11 protein-coding genes and 3 pseudogenes are annotated in these 18,300 nt (G+C 45.7%); 12 read left to right on the top strand and 2 right to left on the bottom strand.

What is annotated here, in order from left to right:
- Positions 1 to 9 precede the first annotated feature (9 nt).
- The 12 genes and pseudogenes from C6H66_RS04145 (at position 10) to C6H66_RS04090 (ending at position 16,250) form a co-directional block, all read left to right on the top strand.
- The gene (locus C6H66_RS04145; protein WP_046395760.1) at positions 10 to 918 is read left to right on the top strand and encodes a Fe(3+) dicitrate ABC transporter substrate-binding protein FecB; all 909 of its coding nucleotides are present in this window, start codon (positions 10 to 12) and stop codon (positions 916 to 918) included.
- Positions 915 to 1,913: an iron-dicitrate ABC transporter permease FecC gene (fecC, locus tag C6H66_RS04140; protein WP_105394867.1), complete on the top strand. Its 999-nt coding sequence runs from the start codon at positions 915 to 917 to the stop codon at positions 1,911 to 1,913. The genes C6H66_RS04145 and fecC overlap by 4 nt, the downstream gene beginning before the upstream one ends.
- Complete coding sequence (gene fecD / locus C6H66_RS04135) at positions 1,910 to 2,866, top strand: Fe(3+) dicitrate ABC transporter permease subunit FecD (protein ID WP_105394866.1); 957 nt, start codon at positions 1,910 to 1,912, stop codon at positions 2,864 to 2,866. Before fecC ends, fecD begins: the two co-directional genes overlap by 4 nt.
- The gene (gene fecE / locus C6H66_RS04130) at positions 2,867 to 3,634 is read left to right on the top strand and encodes a Fe(3+) dicitrate ABC transporter ATP-binding protein FecE (RefSeq protein WP_105394865.1); all 768 of its coding nucleotides are present in this window, start codon (positions 2,867 to 2,869) and stop codon (positions 3,632 to 3,634) included.
- 528 nt (positions 3,635 to 4,162) lie between these two features.
- Entirely contained in the window at positions 4,163 to 7,471 is a 3,309-nt protein-coding gene (locus tag C6H66_RS04125) for a DEAD/DEAH box helicase (protein ID WP_105394864.1), read from the top strand.
- A gap of 155 nt (positions 7,472 to 7,626) precedes the next feature.
- A pseudogene (locus C6H66_RS04120) lies at positions 7,627 to 8,514 on the top strand (DEAD/DEAH box helicase); the annotation flags it as partial.
- Between the two features lie 155 nt (positions 8,515 to 8,669).
- Positions 8,670 to 8,876 (top strand): helix-turn-helix domain-containing protein, encoded by a 207-nt coding sequence (locus C6H66_RS04115; protein WP_105394863.1) that lies wholly within the window; start codon positions 8,670 to 8,672, stop codon positions 8,874 to 8,876.
- Positions 8,873 to 11,989 (top strand): type I restriction endonuclease subunit R, encoded by a 3,117-nt coding sequence (locus C6H66_RS04110; protein WP_248000603.1) that lies wholly within the window; start codon positions 8,873 to 8,875, stop codon positions 11,987 to 11,989. The genes C6H66_RS04115 and C6H66_RS04110 overlap by 4 nt, the downstream gene beginning before the upstream one ends.
- Entirely contained in the window at positions 11,983 to 13,617 is a 1,635-nt protein-coding gene (locus C6H66_RS04105; RefSeq protein WP_105394862.1) for an HsdM family class I SAM-dependent methyltransferase, read from the top strand. Before C6H66_RS04110 ends, C6H66_RS04105 begins: the two co-directional genes overlap by 7 nt.
- Positions 13,610 to 14,857 carry a restriction endonuclease subunit S gene (locus C6H66_RS04100; protein ID WP_105394861.1) on the top strand — a complete coding sequence of 416 codons (1,248 nt, stop codon included), beginning with the start codon at positions 13,610 to 13,612 and terminating at the stop codon, positions 14,855 to 14,857. Before C6H66_RS04105 ends, C6H66_RS04100 begins: the two co-directional genes overlap by 8 nt.
- Before the next feature lie 2 nt (positions 14,858 to 14,859).
- The gene (locus C6H66_RS04095) at positions 14,860 to 15,414 is read left to right on the top strand and encodes a hypothetical protein (RefSeq protein WP_181150140.1); all 555 of its coding nucleotides are present in this window, start codon (positions 14,860 to 14,862) and stop codon (positions 15,412 to 15,414) included.
- A 2-nt stretch (positions 15,415 to 15,416) separates the two neighbouring features.
- The gene (locus C6H66_RS04090) at positions 15,417 to 16,250 is read left to right on the top strand and encodes an ATP F0F1 synthase synthase (protein WP_105394860.1); all 834 of its coding nucleotides are present in this window, start codon (positions 15,417 to 15,419) and stop codon (positions 16,248 to 16,250) included.
- A gap of 200 nt (positions 16,251 to 16,450) precedes the next feature.
- Here C6H66_RS04090 and C6H66_RS04080 read toward each other — a convergent pair.
- Together C6H66_RS04080 and C6H66_RS04075 are read right to left on the bottom strand one after the other, a co-directional pair.
- A pseudogene (locus C6H66_RS04080) lies at positions 16,451 to 17,050 on the bottom strand (IS1634 family transposase); the annotation flags it as partial.
- A gap of 15 nt (positions 17,051 to 17,065) precedes the next feature.
- Positions 17,066 to 18,235 (bottom strand): annotated as a pseudogene (locus C6H66_RS04075) (IS3 family transposase).
- Between the last annotated feature and the right edge of the window lie 65 nt (positions 18,236 to 18,300).

Below are 18,300 nucleotides of genomic sequence, written 5' to 3'. Positions count from 1 at the left end.
AGCTAAATCATGCTTGCACCGATTCACGTTATGTTTATCGTTTTGCTCTTCTTCACCAGCCTGCCCCATGCCATTGCGATCACGGTACAGGATGAACAGGGCAGTTTTACCCTCGATACCGTTCCTCAGCGCGTAGTCGTGCTGGAATTGTCGTTTGCTGATGCGTTGGCCGCCATCAATATCAGCCCGGTGGGTATTGCCGATGATAACGATCCACAGCGTATCCTCTCGGATGTTCGCCAGCGTATTAAGCCCTGGCAATCAACGGGCACTCGCGCCCAGCCAAGCCTTGAAGCCATCAGCTCACTGAAACCTGATCTCATCATTGCAGACAGTCAACGTCATGCGGGGATCTATCGGGCACTCAAGAGCATCGCTCCCGTTTTGCTGCTAAAGTCCCGTAACGAAACCTATGAAGAAAACCTGCAATCCGCCGCGATCATCGGCAAAGTGATGGGGAAAGAGAGTGAAATGCAACAACGACTGGCAGAGCACCGTGAACGCATGAAAGGCTATGCCAGCCAGTTGCCACAAGGCGTCAGTGTGGTTTTTGGCACCTCGCGCGAACAGCAATTTAACCTGCACTCCAGCGATACCTATACCGGCAGCGTCTTAACAGCATTAGGGCTAAAAGTTCCCGCGTCAGTTAATCATGCTGCAATGACTTCTCTCAGCCTGGAACAGTTACTGGCGCTCAATCCTGACTGGCTTATCGTGGCCCACTATCGCCGGGAGAGCATCGTGAAGCGCTGGCAGCAAGATTCGCTGTGGCAGATGATGACGGCACAGCACAAACATCAGGTAGCAGCAGTAGACAGCAACACTTGGGCTCGTATGCGCGGGATATTTGCCGCTGAACGTATTGGCAGTGATGCGGTAAAAATCTTCCATCATCAGCCAGTTAATGAAACACCATGAGACGCCTCCGTCATCCGGTCTGGCTTTGGGGATTGCCGCTGGTTGCACTGTTTAGTGCGTTCTGGCTAAGCCTGTTTTGCTATTCCGCTATTCCCATTCCTGCCATCAGTGCGCTCAAAGCACTGGTGCCGGGTCATACACCAACACTGCCTGAAGCGCTGGTTATCAATCTGCGACTACCACGCAGTCTGGTTGCTATTCTGCTTGGTGCATCTCTGGCGCTGGCCGGCGCACTACTCCAGACGCTCACTCATAATCCGCTAGCCTCGCCCTCCTTACTGGGCATTAACAGTGGCGCAGCACTGGCAATGGCGCTGGTCAGCGCTTTCAGCCCAGCGCCGCTGGCCGGATATTCCATTTCCCTGGTGGCGGCTTGCGGCGGTGGAATTAGCTGGCTGATGGTGATGGCCGCAAGTGGTAGCTGGCAGCAAAAATACGATCGCAATCAGCTAATTCTGGCGGGCATTGCCTTATCTGCCTTATGTATGGCACTAATGCGTATTACGCTACTGCTTGCCGAAGATCATGCTTACGGCATTTTTTACTGGCTGGCGGGTGGAGTCTCCCATGTCCGCTGGCCTGAATTCTGGCAACTATTCCCTTTCGTGGTGGTTACTGTACCTACGGTTTTGTTATTGGCGAAATCGCTTAACCTGCTCAACGCTGGCGATGTCAGTGCCCATACACTTGGCGTGAATCTAACTCGCCTGCGTATCTTCGTCAGTTTGGCGGTACTGACTCTGGTGGGGGCTTGCGTCAGTGTGGCGGGGCCGATCGTGTTTATTGGCCTGCTCATGCCCCATCTGGCGCGTTTCTGGGTTGGCTATGATCTGCGCCGCACACTGCCAATGTGCATGTTACTGGGAACGGTGTTTATGCTACTTGCGGATTTACTGGCCCGTGCACTGGCCTGGCCAGGAGAACTCCCGGCAGGAGCGGTACTGGCTCTGATTGGCGCACCCTGCTTTGTCTGGCTGGCAAGGAGGCGAACATGAATCGTCAGGTTATCTCGCTGTTAGTAATGTTGCTGGTAGTTACGCTGGTGCTATCGCTACACATGGGTGCGCAACCACTTCCCTGGGAAGCACTAATAAACGGCTGGCAACCCAGTGACAAACACCACTTTGTGCTAACACAGTACCGCCTACCACGTATTTTACTCGCCATCACTGTAGGCGCAGCGCTGGCGCTTTCCGGCGTCTTGGTTCAGGGTATTGTCCGCAATCCACTGGCCTCCCCCGATGTACTGGGGGTAAATCATGCAGCAAGCCTGGCGTCGGTAAGCGCACTGATCCTCTTCCCTTCTCTGCCGGTACAGTGGCTTCCGCTACTCGCTTTTTGCGGTGGAATAGCCGCGCTAATCCTGCTGCGGGCGATTGCCGGCCCCTCTTCGCCGCTGCGCCTTGCACTAGTTGGCGTGGCACTTTCAGCTACCTGGACAAGCATCACCGATTACCTAATGCTCTCACGCCCACAAGATATCAATAACGCGCTTCTATGGTTGACCGGCAGTCTGTGGGGACGCGACTGGCAGTTTGTGGCTACAGCCCTGCCAGTATTGATGATACTGATACCGCTCAGCCTGCGCTTTTGTCGCGATTTAGATTTGCTGGCGCTCGGTGATGACAGCGCCAGCACACTGGGCGTTTCGCTTCTGCACGTACAATCCTGGGGATTAATGCTGGCAGTAGCGCTTGCCGCAACAGGCGTTGCCGTTTGCGGGCCGATTGGTTTTATCAGCCTCGTGGTACCCCATCTCGTTCGCAGACTTGTGGGAGGACGGCATCGCTGGCTTATACCAGCATCCATGCTTATGGGCGCACAGGTTCTGCTGCTAGCCGATTTGCTGGCAAGGACCATAGCACCACCAATGGAACTGCCTGCTGGCGTACTGACCGCCATCATTGGCGCCCCTTATTTCTTCTGGCTTTTAGTGAGGACACGTTAAATGCAACTGGCTACGGAAAAGTTATCTGCGGGCTACGGGGAGAAACGCATTCTAAATGATCTGTCGCTCACCCTTCCGACAGGGAAAATCACAGCGTTGCTCGGCCCCAACGGCTGTGGGAAATCGACATTACTGAAATGCTTTTCGCGGCTATTAACACCATTATCTGGAAAGATAACAATAGATAGTGAACCTTTAGCGCACTTTTCCTCACGCAAGCTCGCCAGACATCTGGCGCTCTTACCGCAACATCCTCTCACACCAGAGGGGATCGCCGTCCATGAACTGGTTGCATACGGACGCAGCCCCTGGCTTACATTCTGGGGGCGTTTAGCATCTCATGATCGTCACCTTGTACAACAAGCAATGGAAAAAACGCAGATTAGCCATCTTGCCGATAAACGCGTTACCGACCTTTCTGGCGGGCAACGCCAACGCGCTTTTCTGGCGATGGTTCTGGCCCAAAATACGCCGGTGGTGCTGCTCGACGAACCTACTACGTATCTTGACATCAACCATCAGGTGGAATTGATGAAGCTACTGCATGAACTGAACAACGAAGGAAAAACGGTCGTGACCGTACTTCATGACCTCAATCAGGCTAGCCGGTACTGTGACCACTTGGTGCTGCTTTCGCAGGGGCAGGTTGTCGCCCAAGGCTCGCCCGAAGAAGTTATGACACCGAAATTATTACAGCGGGTATTCAGCATTAAAGCGGAAATTCACCCCGAACCAGTTTCAGGTAAACCAATGTGTGTAGTGTGTTAGGAGGGGAACTAGTGTAGCGTGTTGGCTCTCTTCTCTAGTACGGCTTAATATGTTCGGCTTTTTGTTAGAGGTTGTGTTGGGATTCATTCCTTATACCGCCCAACACAAAAAGCCGAGCTTGAATTTATGTGATTCTAATAATTGCTGTTCTTAAGCAAAGCTGAGGTTATTAGGCTCTACAGCCTCGACTTGACGGGCATTGAGCTTTATTTTGGAACTCATTTTTTATCGAAGTGAAGATGCTCCGGCATCCGCAACATCAGGGAATAATTTTGTTAAATCATCCATTTAATTTGCTGTTCTCCTCTGGCTATTTCTTCATCATAGCAAACATACGACACTTAACCTATCTTGTAGCCAGCATTCCCGAATAGTGCTTCGTGATAAGGAAGATGAATAAAGTATGGGGGGCTTTGTTACCAAACTGTGACGTATGTCATAACGCTTAAGCCAAACGCCTACAAAACCCATATTGATTGCTGTACTCTTATCATTCAAGGCATTTGTTAGATAATTCAAAGAGCTATGATGGCCGCAACTTCCCTTTCGAATAATATTCTCCGTACCTGGCAACGTATAGAGTTCTTCCAACCTTATACACTTGAAAAAAAAGATAAAAGTTTACTAATTCCGCTTAAAACACTCTATCAGCTGGGAGATAAGGCACTACCCTGGCTTTCATCAGAACTCCGTCAACAACATGATATTCCCGATCAAAAAGTCTTATACAACTTGTACATCGGTTTGTTTGATAAAGGTATCGCTAACGCGATCAGCCAAACGGTGTTTGGTCCAGATGAAGGGTATTATGCAGAAGAATTTGAGCAACGGCTGGATAAAGAAGGAACAACCTGCTTTGCCAAAATTCCATTAGGCGCGGAAGGAAACCCTGCTCTGGATAAATTTTCAGTGAGTTCTCTTCCCTGGGCTTTAGGGCACCTGCGTGATGAACGTTTTGAACAGCTTAATACGAAGGTATTTTCAGCCAGTTGCGAGCATCTTAAAAATACCCTCGGCAACTTTAACGTCTCTCTGAGGCCAATACGAAAAAATGGCCCCGGTATTTTAAAAGCAAATGATATTTTAACACTGTTGACGACACATCTAGTGAGTTGGGCAGATTTTGAACCCCAATGGCAATATGCTTTACAAATAGACTGGATGGAGGGAAATGGCGACGGTACAGAAGCATCACAAGAAAATAGCGATGAAATTGAAGAAGAAGTCAGCGCTAATGATAAAACCTTTGCACTTCCTATTTTAAATAGTTTTTTCTTTGAGGACATTGAATACGCTATTACGGCCCTAAAACGAGGAGATAGATGCAAAGCTCTCAGAGCATATCTTTCTCATTATAGTGTCCCCAGGAATCCAGACCTTTATTCACAAGACGGGCTTGCCTCCATCATCAGTAAACTCCATCCAGCGAAGATGCCTCATGGACGCTGGCCTTCCGATCCCAAACATGCCATGTCGCTAATGCAACAATTTGCTATTAATACGGCGATAGAAGAGCTCGCTGACGGTGGACTGCTTTCCGTCAACGGACCTCCGGGAACTGGAAAAACGACACTTCTGCGCGATCTAGTAGCACATAATATTGTTGAACGAGCGAAGATACTTACGCGTTATCAAAAAGTTGATGACACGCTGGACAATTCCGGTTTTATTGTGAATGAGCTCACTGGTTTCGAAATAGTCATTGCATCATCCAACAACACCGCAGCAGAAAACATATCAAAAGAATTGCCGCAAAAGAAATCATTGGCTGAAGAATTCCAATCGCTTGACTATTTAGCACCAACCGCAAACCAGATAGCTGCCGAGAACCGCCCAAAGCGCGAACATAAAAAAAGTAAAAATAGTCAGGGAAAAGTTAAAACCTATCACCTCTATCGTCCATTGAAGAAAGAGAAACAATGCTGGGGGATCATTTCCGCTGCTCTGGGCAAAAAACCGAACCGGACTAAATTTTCTCAGCGCTTATTTTTTGATGAACATTTTTGGCGTGATACCCCAACTGAAGCCTCTCGCCCCGCTGAAGAAAATTTTCTCAGTCTTTGGCGCTGGAGGCATTATCACAACCCCATCTCTTTCGCCACCGCTAAAAAACGTTTCCTCATATGTCTGGAAAAGACAAAAAAACTTCAACAGCAACTAGAAATGTTTGTGCATCTGATAGAAAAACAGCATAACGATTCATTCGACACGTTATCACTAAAGTTGAAGCAAACAGAAGGACTGTACGAAACACAGCTTAACAGGCTGGAACAGGTGAAAACAGAACAGGATGTATTAGGAAAACAGCTCCAACATGCGGAACAGCAACAAAAAATTATCGAAAGTGATGCACCAGGATGGCTAATGCGTCTGATGAATCGCAAGCGAGTACATGTGTATAAAGAAACGTTGCAGTGTGCACAACACGAAGTATTAAGACTGATGAGATTGCAAGCCGAACAAGCCCAGCGTGTTGCGGAACAACGCAAGTCAGTTAATGACATAATTGAAAAAAAGCGAACCTTACAACAGGATATCGAAAAAATTATCCAACAACGGGAGAATGACCATCGTTCTCTGCAAACTTTGAAACAGCAGTTTCCTGATATCACATTGCCAGATATCAACCAACCTATCACTGATGCAACATTACAACGAACGGCCTTTTGGCAGAACGCACAGATAAATCGTCAACGTTCCGCATTATTTATCACAGCGATGGAACTTCATCAGGCATGGCTTTATGAAGCACTAGGAATACCTCGTTTTGGAGACTTCGTATTTAATCTCACGGCTTTTTTAGCACAGCCTCATTCCAAAATCACACCTATACGCTGGTGGCAAACGCTGTTTATGTTCGTGCCCGTATTATCCACAACTTTCGCATCTATGGGACGCATGTTCCAAGGAGTGGAAAGCGAAGAACTCGGCTGGTTAATGATCGATGAAGCCGGCCAGGCACCTCCACAACAAGCTGTCGGGGGACTCTGGCGTGCAAAACGGGTACTGGTCGTTGGAGACCCTTTGCAGATTGAGCCGGTATTTACGACCCCTCCACCGTTGGTTGAACGTCTTTGCCTGGATGCTCTGGATGGAAAGGCTAAAGACTGGAATCCGGGATTACTTTCAGTGCAGCAGGTTGCTGATCGCGTCAATCATTGGGGATGTGAATTAGAAGTCATGAACAACCTGATCTGGCTAGGTATTCCATTGTGGGTACACCGTCGTTGTATTGAACCGATGTTCAGTTTGGCTAATAAGATGGCCTACAATGGCCGCATGATTCATGGGCTTGATGCTGACAAGATTCGCTGCCAACCTGTGAACAACATTCTGGAAAACCATTGGCTAGCATCGGTTGGAGGGACAGGTGAAAAACAATATCGTGACAGCCACGGTAAAGATTTGCTCAAGTTATTGGACCAACTGCTTGTTGCAAATGTTTCTCTTCATTCGATTTATGTTATTACACCGTTCAAAGCAGTTAAATCAGCACTGTGTGAATTATTAGGAAAGCGTGATCTGGCTACCTGGCGGCAATCTATGCCATTGATAACACGAAAAGAACTCAACGTATGGCAAAAAAATTGTATTGGTACAGTACATACTTTTCAGGGCAAAGAAAACGATATTGTCATTTTTGTCCTAGGCTGCGACGAAAATAATGATGGCGGCGCAAAATGGGCTGCCAGCAAGCCTAATCTGTTAAACGTTGCGCTCACTCGAGCAAAAAAACACATTTTCATAATTGGCGATCCAGCGGTATGGCATGGTTTGCCTTGGTTTCGTGATGTAGCGAGAGAATTGCCAGTGGAGGAATATCATCATTTACAATAACTCCAAGGTGGAATTGTAACGAAATGAGTAAGCAGTCCTTATGCCGTTAGGTAATACTGCCTCATAGATTGCATTATTCGTAACATGAACCTGAAGGTGATTAGAGTTATCTAAGCTAATGAATGGCGAGCTAATTGTATAAACAAGGAGTGATAATGAATCGAGCTCAGGCCCAACAACTACTACAAACTGCGCTAGCCAATCCAAATGCTGAGTTTCGCGATGGTCAGTGGGAAGCTATTGATGCTTTAGTTAACCAACGGCAGAAATTGTTGGTAGTACAGCGTACTAGCTGGGGTAAAAGCTCAGTTTACTTTATCAGCACCAAAATTTTCCGTGATCGCGGCATGGGGCCGACGATTATTGTTTCTCCTTTGCTGGCTCTGATGCGTAACCAGATTGAGTCCGCCCAGCGCCTACGCATCATAGCCGAGACTATGAATTCCACCAATACAGCGGACTGGCAGACGGTGACACAAAGGATTATAAATAATCAAATAGATTGCCTGCTGATTTCTCCTGAGCGGCTCGCCAATGATAACTTCATTGAAACCGTGCTTCATCCTATCGCTGACCGTATTGTTCTGATGGTGATCGACGAAGCCCACTGCATCTCCGACTGGGGCCATGACTTCCGCCCAGACTATCGGCGTATAGTAAATATTTTGCGCCAGTTGCCACCGAATACACCGGTATTAGGCACAACGGCCACTGCCAATAACCGCGTGGTGGCTGATATCCAAACACAACTGGGTAATATCCAGATCCAGCGTGGTCCACTGATCCGTGAAAGCCTCTCGCTACAAACTATGGTGCTGCCTGATCAATCCTCTCGCCTAGCTTGGTTGGCGCAAGTGATTCCCACCTTGCATGGTACTGGCATTGTGTACACCTTAACAGTGCGTGATGCCGAACAGGTAGCAAATTGGTTGAACGTCAATGGCATAAATGCCAGAGCCTACCATAGCAGTATTGAGGCTGATGGTTTTGAAAACAGTAACGATTACCGACAGCATCTTGAAGAGTTATTGCTAACCAATCAACGCTTGTAGCCAGTCCACCATCACCTTGAAAGCTACCAACAAAACTCACCTAACCACGAAATTTTTAAGCTGAACTGAAAAAATGTTCGGTGAGAATTAAAAAAAGTCGTATAGTGATTCGATAACCATTAACACGTTTGCATAGCAGGACAACAATGATCCGTTGCCATCCAGCCCGATTAATGGGGGAGCATAAAATGCTCATTGCTGATGTAGTAAAAGAGACAGGCATCAGCCGTAATACCATAACGCTGATGTACAAAGAAACTACTCAGGAGGTTAATTTGGAGGCATTAGACAAACTTTGTGCTCTCTTCAAATGCAGCGTGAGCAAATTGCTTGAGAGGATACCTGAGGCATGATGATCACTGACAAAACAGGGAAGTTCACTGAAGATACTCGTGTAAAAATTCCAACGATTCTTCACCTTGTAAGATTAGGCTACACCTATCTGTCACTTAAAGGTCAAAATTGGGACAAGGAAACTAATATTTTCCCTGAGATCTTTAAGACTTCCATTGCAAAGATTAACCCCAATAAAAACCCGGATGATATTGGACGCCTTCTGAAAGACGTTAAACTCCTACTTGATAATGAAGATTTAGGACACGCATTTTTCGAAAAGCTCATTGATCGCTCTAATGCAAAATTGATTGATTTTGAAAACTTCAATAACAATAGTTTCCATGTTGTCACCGAGCTAACCTGTGAAAATGGTGATGAAGAGTTTCGTCCCGACATCACAATACTGATCAACGGGATGCCTCTGGTTTTTATTGAGGTAAAAAAACCCAATAATCGGGAAGGCATTCTGGCAGAACGGGAACGCATCAATAGACGTTTCCAGAACCCTAAGTTCAGGCGTTTCGCTAACATTACCCAGTTTATTATCTTCTCCAATAACATGGAGTACGACGATACCGATCCTGAACCACTCCAGGGGGCATTTTATGCCAGCAGTTCGTATCACAATGCCGAGTTCAACTACTTTCGGGAAGAAGAACTTTTTAACCTCACGGCGTTGCTAAAACCACTGACGGATAACGCTGAGCTGGCAGTGCTGAAAGACAATAACCTTGAAGTGATTCGTACCAGCCCAGAATATCAAACTAACAAAGATCATAACCGACCAACGAATCGTATCTGTACCTCCTTGCTGAGCCGGGATCGGCTGGCATTTATCCTGCGTTATGCACTGGCGTATGTTGTAGAGCCGGATGGAATACAGAAGCATATCATGCGTTACCCGCAGCTGTTCGCCACCAAAGCGATAGAACGCAAACTGAATGCAGACGTTAAAAAAGGGATTATCTGGCACACTCAAGGCAGCGGAAAAACGGCGCTCGCCTACTATAGCGTGCGTTTCCTGACCGACTATTTCCAGAAAAAGCAGGTGATCCCTAAGTTTTACTTCATTGTCGATCGACTGGATTTACTTCAACAGGCACACCGGGAATTTACTGCCCGTGGCTTAACGGTTCACCTTATTAACTCGCGTAGCGCCTTCGCCCAAGATATTAAAGCCACTCCGGTGATCCACAACCATCAGGGTAAGCCAGAAATCACCGTCGTCAACATCCAGAAATTTCGGGATGAGCCGGATGTTGTTTCGACTAAAGATTACGATGTCAACATTCAGAGGGTCTACTTCCTTGATGAAGTCCATCGTAGTTACAACCCTAAAGGCAGCTTTCTGGCTAACTTAAACCAGTCGGATATCCATGCCATCAAAATCGGCCTGACGGGCACTCCGTTACTGGGAACCGACTACAACTCCCGCGCTCTCTTTGGCGGATACTTTCACAAATACTATTACAACGCTTCCATTGCGGATGGTTACACACTGCGCCTGATCCGTGAAGAGATCGCCACCAATTACCGGATGGTCCTGCAACAGGCATTGCAGGACGCTGAAATCCAGATGGGCGAGGTGGATCGTAAACTTATTTATGCCCATCCGAATTTTGTAAAACCTATGCTGGATTACATCATCACAGATTTTGCCAAAAGTCAGGGGGCATTGGATGATAACACCATTGGCGGCATGGTGATCTGCGACAGTTCAGAACAGGCAAAACAAATGTTTGCTCTCTTCAATGCGCAGTATGCCGAAGCTCCAGCAGCGACAGAAATGGAAGAGGAATTCCCCCTTGCTCACGCAGCTGAACCTGAGGCAGTCTACCTTGCCACAGCGAGGAAAAAGCAAAGCATCAAACGCGCCGCTCTCATCCTGCACGATGTGGGGACCAAGCAGGAACGTAAAGAGTGGGTGGAAGATTTTAAAGCGGGTAACATTGACCTGCTGTTTGTCTACAACATGTTACTAACCGGTTTCGACGCAAAGCGCCTGAAAAAGCTCTACCTGGGACGCGTGATCCACAGGCATAACCTGTTACAGGCATTAACCCGTGTTAACCGTACCTATAAAGATTTCCGCTACGGTTATGTGGTAGATTTCGCCGATATCCGTCAGGAATTCGATGCCACTAATAAAGCCTACTTTGAAGAGCTTCAGTCCGAACTGGGCGATGAGATGGAGCATTACTCCCGACTATTCAAAACTCAGGAAGAAATCCGCCAGGAAATTGAACAGATTAAAGACGTCCTGTTCCATTTTAATATCCTCAACGCCGAAATTTTTGCTGACCAGATAAGCCAGATCGAAGATCGACAAACGATGCTGGCGTTGAAAAATGCGCTGGCCGATGCCAGAAGTCTGTACAACCTGATCCGATTCCAGGACAATGTTGAGTTCCTTCAGGAACTGGATTTCAACAAATTAAACATCCTCTATCGCGAAGCCAGCCATCGCCTGGATTTACTAAATCTGAAAGCAGATTTAGAGCAGGGTGTTGATATTTCTGGACTTCTTAACCGAGCGCTCGAAGAGGTCATCTTTGAATTTCACAAAATCAGCGAAGAAGAACTAATACTAGCCGACCAACTGAAAGATACCCTTCGCCGAACACGTGAAGCGCTAGCCAGCAATTTTGATCAGCAGGACCCGCAGTTCATCACCCTAAAGGAAGAGCTAGAACGTCTGTTCAAGAAAAAGAAACTCAGCGAAGTGACTCAGGACGAAATGGTTGCGAATATTGGCACACTCAATAAAATTCATAGCCGCATCAAAGAACTGAACCGCCAGAATAATCTGCTGCGCGACAAGTACCAGGGCGACGTCAAGTATGCACGAACTCATAAACGCCTGCGGGAGCAAGGAAGCTTCAGCGAGCCAGAGCGTAAAATCTACGAGGCGCTACTCGGCATCAAACTGGATGCGGATAATAAGGTGCTGAACAACAATCAGATTTTAAACAATGAAGGTTACTTTGAGCGACAAATGGTGTCATGCGTGATCGCCCACTTTGAAGATCAGCATCATATAAAACTGACGGCGCAAACTGCGAGCGATATCAACCGCCTGATCGTCGCAGAATACCTGAACGAATTTAATACCGGAGCACGTACGTGGTAGAACTGGAATTTAGAGACAAAACCAAAGCCCTAATCGACAGCCTGAAAAGTATCTGTGCCAACTACGGCCTTGGTAACGACGGTAACGAATTCAAAATTATTACTCAGGCATTTCTGTACAAATTCCTGAACGATAAATTCGCCTTTGAAGCAAAAAAGGTAGATAAATCTGTCGCCAGTGCAGAAAGCTGGGAAGCGATACTCAGCCAGATGAGTGAAGAACAGCTAGATAAGTTACAGCTGAAGATGAGCGCGGATACCGCGCGCCTGAAGCCACACCATTTTATTCGTTCTCTGTTTAGCCAACAAAACACAGCAGATTTTGCCAAAACCTTTGATGATACCCTGATAGATATCGCCATCACCAACAACGACGTCTTCGCAGTAAAAACTGACGGCGGCGCGAAAGTGGTGCTATTTGACCGTCTCAGCCAGTTTATAGCTGACGAATCAAAGCGCGATGACTTCTGCCGGGCAATCATCAACAAGTTGGTGGAATTCAGTTTCGAGCGTATTTTTAGCCAGAAATTCGATTTCTACGCCACCATCTTTGAATACCTGATCAAAGACTATAACAGCAATGCGGGTGGTAAATACGCGGAATACTATACCCCTCACGCCGTGGCGCGCATAATGGCCGCTATTCTGGTGCCTGAAGAACAACGGGGAGTCGTGCGTAACGTCAGCTGTTACGATCCATCTGCCGGTTCCGGTACGCTGCTGATGAACGTGGCGCACGCCATCGGCGAAGATCGTTGCAGCATCTTTACTCAGGATATCTCGCAAAAATCCTCCAGCCTGCTGCGTCTGAACCTGATCCTCAACAATCTGGTGCACTCCATTCCGAACGTCATTCAGGGCAACACCATTCTACACCCGTATCATAAAGATGGGCGGGAGCTGAAACGCTTTGACTACATCGTTTCTAACCCGCCGTTTAAGATGGATTTCAGCGATTTTCGCGACAATCTGGATACTAAAGAAAACCAGCTACGTTTCTTTGCCGGGATACCGAAAATTAAGGCCAAAGCCAGGGACAAAATGGAAATTTACCAGCTGTTCCTGCAACACATCATTTGGTCGCTGAAACCGGGCGGTAAAGCGGCAGTAGTGGTTCCGACAGGTTTTATTACTGCCCAATCCGGTATTGATAAAGGCATTCGCCAACATTTGGTTAAAAATAAGATGCTCGCGGGTGTGGTCTCGATGCCGTCGAATATTTTTGCCACAACCGGCACAAATGTCTCCATTCTGTTTATTGACGACAGCAACAAAGAGAAAGTTGTGCTGATTGACGCCTCAAATCTGGGGGAAAAGGTCAAAGATGGCAAAAACCAGAAAACAGTGCTGACAGAAGAGGAAGAACAACACATCTGCGAAGTATTTAATAAAAAATGGAGCGAAGAGGATTTCTCGGTGGTGGTCTCTTATGACGAGATTGCGGCGAAAAATTACTCACTCAGCGCCGGGCAGTATTTCGATGTCAAAATTGAGTATGTGGATATTACGCCAGAACAGTTTGCTGCGAAGATGAAAGGGTTTACTGACAATTTGGACAGATTGTTTAGCCAGTCTCGCAAGCTGGAAACGGAGATTAAGAAGCAACTGGCGGGGTTGAAGTATGAGTAATACTGTTTCTTTTTTAAAGTATCGTGATGTCGCTGATTTTCGAAATGGCTTGAACTTCAGTAAAGATAGTCATGGAAAAGGTTGTTTATTAATCGGCATTGCTGATTTTAAAGATTATTTTTCACCTCAATGGGCATCTATCGGCGAGATAAACCCATCTAATGTGGCGAAAAAAGAGGATTATCTTAAAAAAGGCGATATTATATTTGTGCGCTCTAACGGCAATAAGGCACTGGTAGGCCGTAGTCTTTATATAGATCGTGATGTGACATCGCTTTTTTCTGGTTTTTGTATTCGAGCAAGATTGAAAACAGATGATTTTCACCCTTTGTTTTTGGCTTATTTTTCTAAAACAGAGCGTTTTAGATCATCTATTACCAGCGTTGCCGGAACAAATATCAATAATTTAAATCAGGGCATTCTTGGCAATGTAAAAATTCCGCTTTATCCGAAGGACATTCAAAAATCAATAGTGGATGTACTGTCATCCATTGACAAAAAAATCGCCCTCAACAACAGCATCAACACCAAACTGGAAGCAATGGCAAAAACCCTCTATGACTACTGGTTTGTTCAGTTTGATTTCCCGGATGCCAATGGTAAACCGTATAAAACCTCTGGAGGAAAGATGGTATACAACACAACCCTAAAACGAGATATTCCAGTAGATTGGACTCCTCTTCGATTGAATGAATTATTATCTAATTGCTCAGAATCCATTTCTCCAAAAGATGTTGACGATGAATCAAAATATACTCCCATTGATGCTTTGCCAATGAAGAAAATGAGTTTTGGTAATGCCTATGCTGCAAGTGAGGCTAATAGCAGTCTTATAAAATACATGAAAGGTGATATTCTTATTGGCGCTATGCGAGTCTATTTCCATCGTGTTTGTATTGCTCCATTCAATGGTATTACCAGGACAACAAGTCTGGTGTTGAGGCCCAAAAAAGCGAGTTTCTTACCTTATATTTATCAAGTTTGTAACGAAGATAGATTTATTAATACTGCTGCAAAGATATCTGTTGGCACTCAGCAGCCTTATGTCAACTGGGATAATGCTTTAGAAAATATAATATTAGCATATCCCAGTGACGATTCTCTTATTTCCAAATATTCCTCAGCAATGCGTGATATCGTTAATGATATTATATTACGTGAAAAGGAAAATGCGTATCTGGAAAAACTCCGCAATTGGCTTCTACCACTGCTAATAAGCGGGCAGGTTACAGTGAGGTAATTATGAATACCGCATTCCGGGTGCTACTTACTTTTAATGCCACATCATTATTGGTGATTATTTTTCTTGTGCAAAAAGGATATGCTTTAGAATATTTTTTTGCCATGAATAGCGGTTTTAACTGGTTAAACTCAATGCCTAATGCGGTATCTTACTTACTTTATATACTTATTCCTGTATTACTCACTGGGTTAAGTCTTTCCCTAAGCTCTAAACTTGGAAAAGATGAATTCAAAAAAGGTGAGGTAGAGAGTATTGAGCATGCCAATAATAGTTTTCTACCCAGCTATCTGGGTTACTTCTTTGTTGCACTTAGCGTAGGAAATTGGGAAGCATTAGCATTCGTGTACGGTGTTTTATTTATTTTTACTTTTTTGTCTCAGGCTCTCTACTTCAACCCACTATTTCTCATCTTTGGTTACGAGTTTTACAATATTAAAACCAAGAATGGAACAGTAATTTTTTTGATTAGTCGTCACAAATACAAATCGCCAAGCAACATCAAAATTTCAACAGCCTACAGAGTTAACAATTACACATTTATTGAACGGAGCTAGCAATGGATCACGTATTGATTAAAGTGAAGGGTCTTCGTAAGAAGACATATCGTAAGTTAATCTCAGACTGCAAACTTTTCAAGACTGTTGATATCGATGTTAATCATTGTATTCTGTATAACCCTGACCACAATTTAGATGAGGATACATGGTTTAAAGTTGAGCAACTAAGTCAACAGCCATTTCATCTTGAATTCCTGAATCAGGACTTTGATTCAAAGGATTATGATGACGCAACTAAACATCATTTTTCGAAGATATCTTACCTTATATCTGTTCAGGACCACGATTTTTATTTTCAAAAAATCACACCATCGCTATTTATTCGAAAAAAAATGATTGTTTTTGGTGAGTCGGCAGAAGTTAAAGAAAGTGAAAATCGTTTAGTAATCAACTCAACGCCTGATGCAGTTTATATATCTGCTTCAGACACTTTGATTTTCCGTAACTTAGCAACTATCTCAAGTATCTTTCACGGAATTGATATGCTCTATAAAGAGGCGACAAAAGAAGAAGTCGAACACTTTTTAGATGAGCCTTTTATTGAACTCAATAATGACTATAATGCAGAAAAAGTATCAAAACCAAATAGAAAACGTGTAGCACTTGCGATGGCTACACTTTCCACAATGTCAGCAGAAGATAAAACTAATATGCTAACTTATATTGATGGTTATTGTGATCAAAAATTAACCTTCAATCAGGAAAGTAATAAATTTGAAATATCGACAGATGAAGAATTGAAACTTCTTCTCTATGGTATTGAGCAGCGTTTCTATACCACTCCTTTTGGAAAGGAAAAACGATTGGCTAACTCTATACAAACCTTACTTTAAGGGTAGATAGAATTTAATAAGAAACGGAGTCTGTACATTATTCTGTATAATTGCCACCGGATTATAAGTGACCGTCCAAACGATCACCGAACTCAATAATAAAACGGCTCATAGCCAGCCGCCAGTGATGGATTGGCATGCTCCATTTTTTCGAGGCTGCCTGTATCACCAGATAAATCACCCTTCATTCCGCACCTAATTCAGGAATAAACCGCTTTATATTGTGCGCCTAATAAACTCAAAAGCTCATGGTGGTAAGATTGCATTCCTGTCACCATTTTATGTTCTTGAAATTCAAAGGTGCTGATCCCTTCAAAGGCCAGAAACACCCAACGCGCGGTGGGGGATTGTGTCGGTTTGTTCTTCATATCGGGGAAAAACGGCACACGTTGTTTCAATTCATGGCGAATTTTATGTTCCAGCGCCGCATAAACCATGAGACAACATGTCATCACCATTAACAGCGCTTCTATCCGCTCCGGTTTTTTCAGGAAAATGGCAGACGTCAGGAATTCCGGGCTTTTCAGGAAGCGAAAACCCCGCTCCACCGTTTGTTGTGCCTTATAATTAGCCAGTAACGCCGCCATATCAAGCTGTCCTTCATCCCGTTCATTGGTCGCTAAAATAAACCTCCCGACCCGCAATCTGGCCTGTTTCACATTGTTTAACCGGGTATACACCTGACCGGCTAATTGATAATGAACCGATTTGGGGTGTTGATGCTTGCCGGGTTTCCCGCGCCCCGCATACGCGGTAATCGCCTGAATTTCCGGCGAGGCGATGCCGATAAACTGACATTGTTGTGGTCCACTAATTTAGGACACATTATTAGCCTTTTTCCAGAATTCCTCTTTCTCTACCGGGGTAGCGCCATTATTAAAGCGGTGAGGACGGCACTGATTGTAATAACCCATCAGCCATTGGCCATTGGCCGATATCACACCTTGCCGACATCTCATCCAGATAGCCCCCTTCCGGTATCCATTCACTCTTCAGACTTCTGAACAACCGTTCCATAGGGGCATTATCCCAACAGTTTCCGCGTCGGCTCATACTCTGTATGACCCCTTCTCTCCATAATAACTGCCGGTAACGCTTACTGCTGTATTGACTTCCCTGATCGGAATGAAATATCACTCGCTTTTCCGGCCTGCGTATCTCCAGTGCATGACGTAGTGCCCGACAAACCAGCTCTGCGTCTGCCGTTGATGACATCGCCCAACCGACGACACGACGTGAATACAAATCCATCACCACCGCCAGGTAACTCCCCCCTTTCCCCGTGCGGATATAGCTGATATCCCCGCACCAAAGGATGTTCGGTTCCCCGGGGATAAATTCACGTCTTACCCGGTTCGGTGACGCCACTGACTCCTCAGGGCAAATCCGATAACGATGTCCCCCCGGTTGGCGACTTATCAGACCGGACTCTTTCATCAGACGACGCACCTTCCAGCGACCTATCGGAATACCGGCTTTTCTCAATTGGTGCATTAACGTGCGACTCCCCGCCGCCCCACGGCTGGCCGAATGCAGTTCCCTGAGCCGCACCTTAATTTTCAGTCGGTTATCATCAATCCCTTTCCGGCTCCCGGCATAATAAGCACTACGAGAAACATTCAAGAGACGACAAAGGTCAGTGACCGGCCAACGCCGACTTAGCCGTGTGATTAAAGCGTAAACTTGCCGGGGGTTTCGCTCATCAACACGGCAGCCTGCTTTAAAATGGCTTTCTCCATTTCCAGACGCCTGACCTGGGTTTCCAGCGCTTTAATGCGCTGTTGTTCAGGTGTCAGCGCGATACCGGAAGGGGTAATCCCGTTCAGTTCGGCCTGATATTGTTTTATCCACTTGCGCAAGGTGCTGGGGTCGAGTTCAAGAGCCCGGGCCACATCAGGCACACGTTGCCGGTGTGTAATAGCTTGTGTAATCGCCTCCAGCTTGAATTCCGTGGAGAAGCGACGTTTAGTTTGATGATTGTTCATAGACTACACCTCAATTGACTGTTGTCACATTAACAGGCTTTTGATGTGTCCGGGAATATTAGACC

The organism is Photorhabdus hindustanensis, from assembly GCF_002968995.1.
Classification (GTDB): Bacteria; Pseudomonadota; Gammaproteobacteria; order Enterobacterales; family Enterobacteriaceae; genus Photorhabdus; species Photorhabdus akhurstii.
Note: the sequence above shows the minus strand (reverse complement) of the source record. Positions and strands in the feature narration are given on the sequence as shown.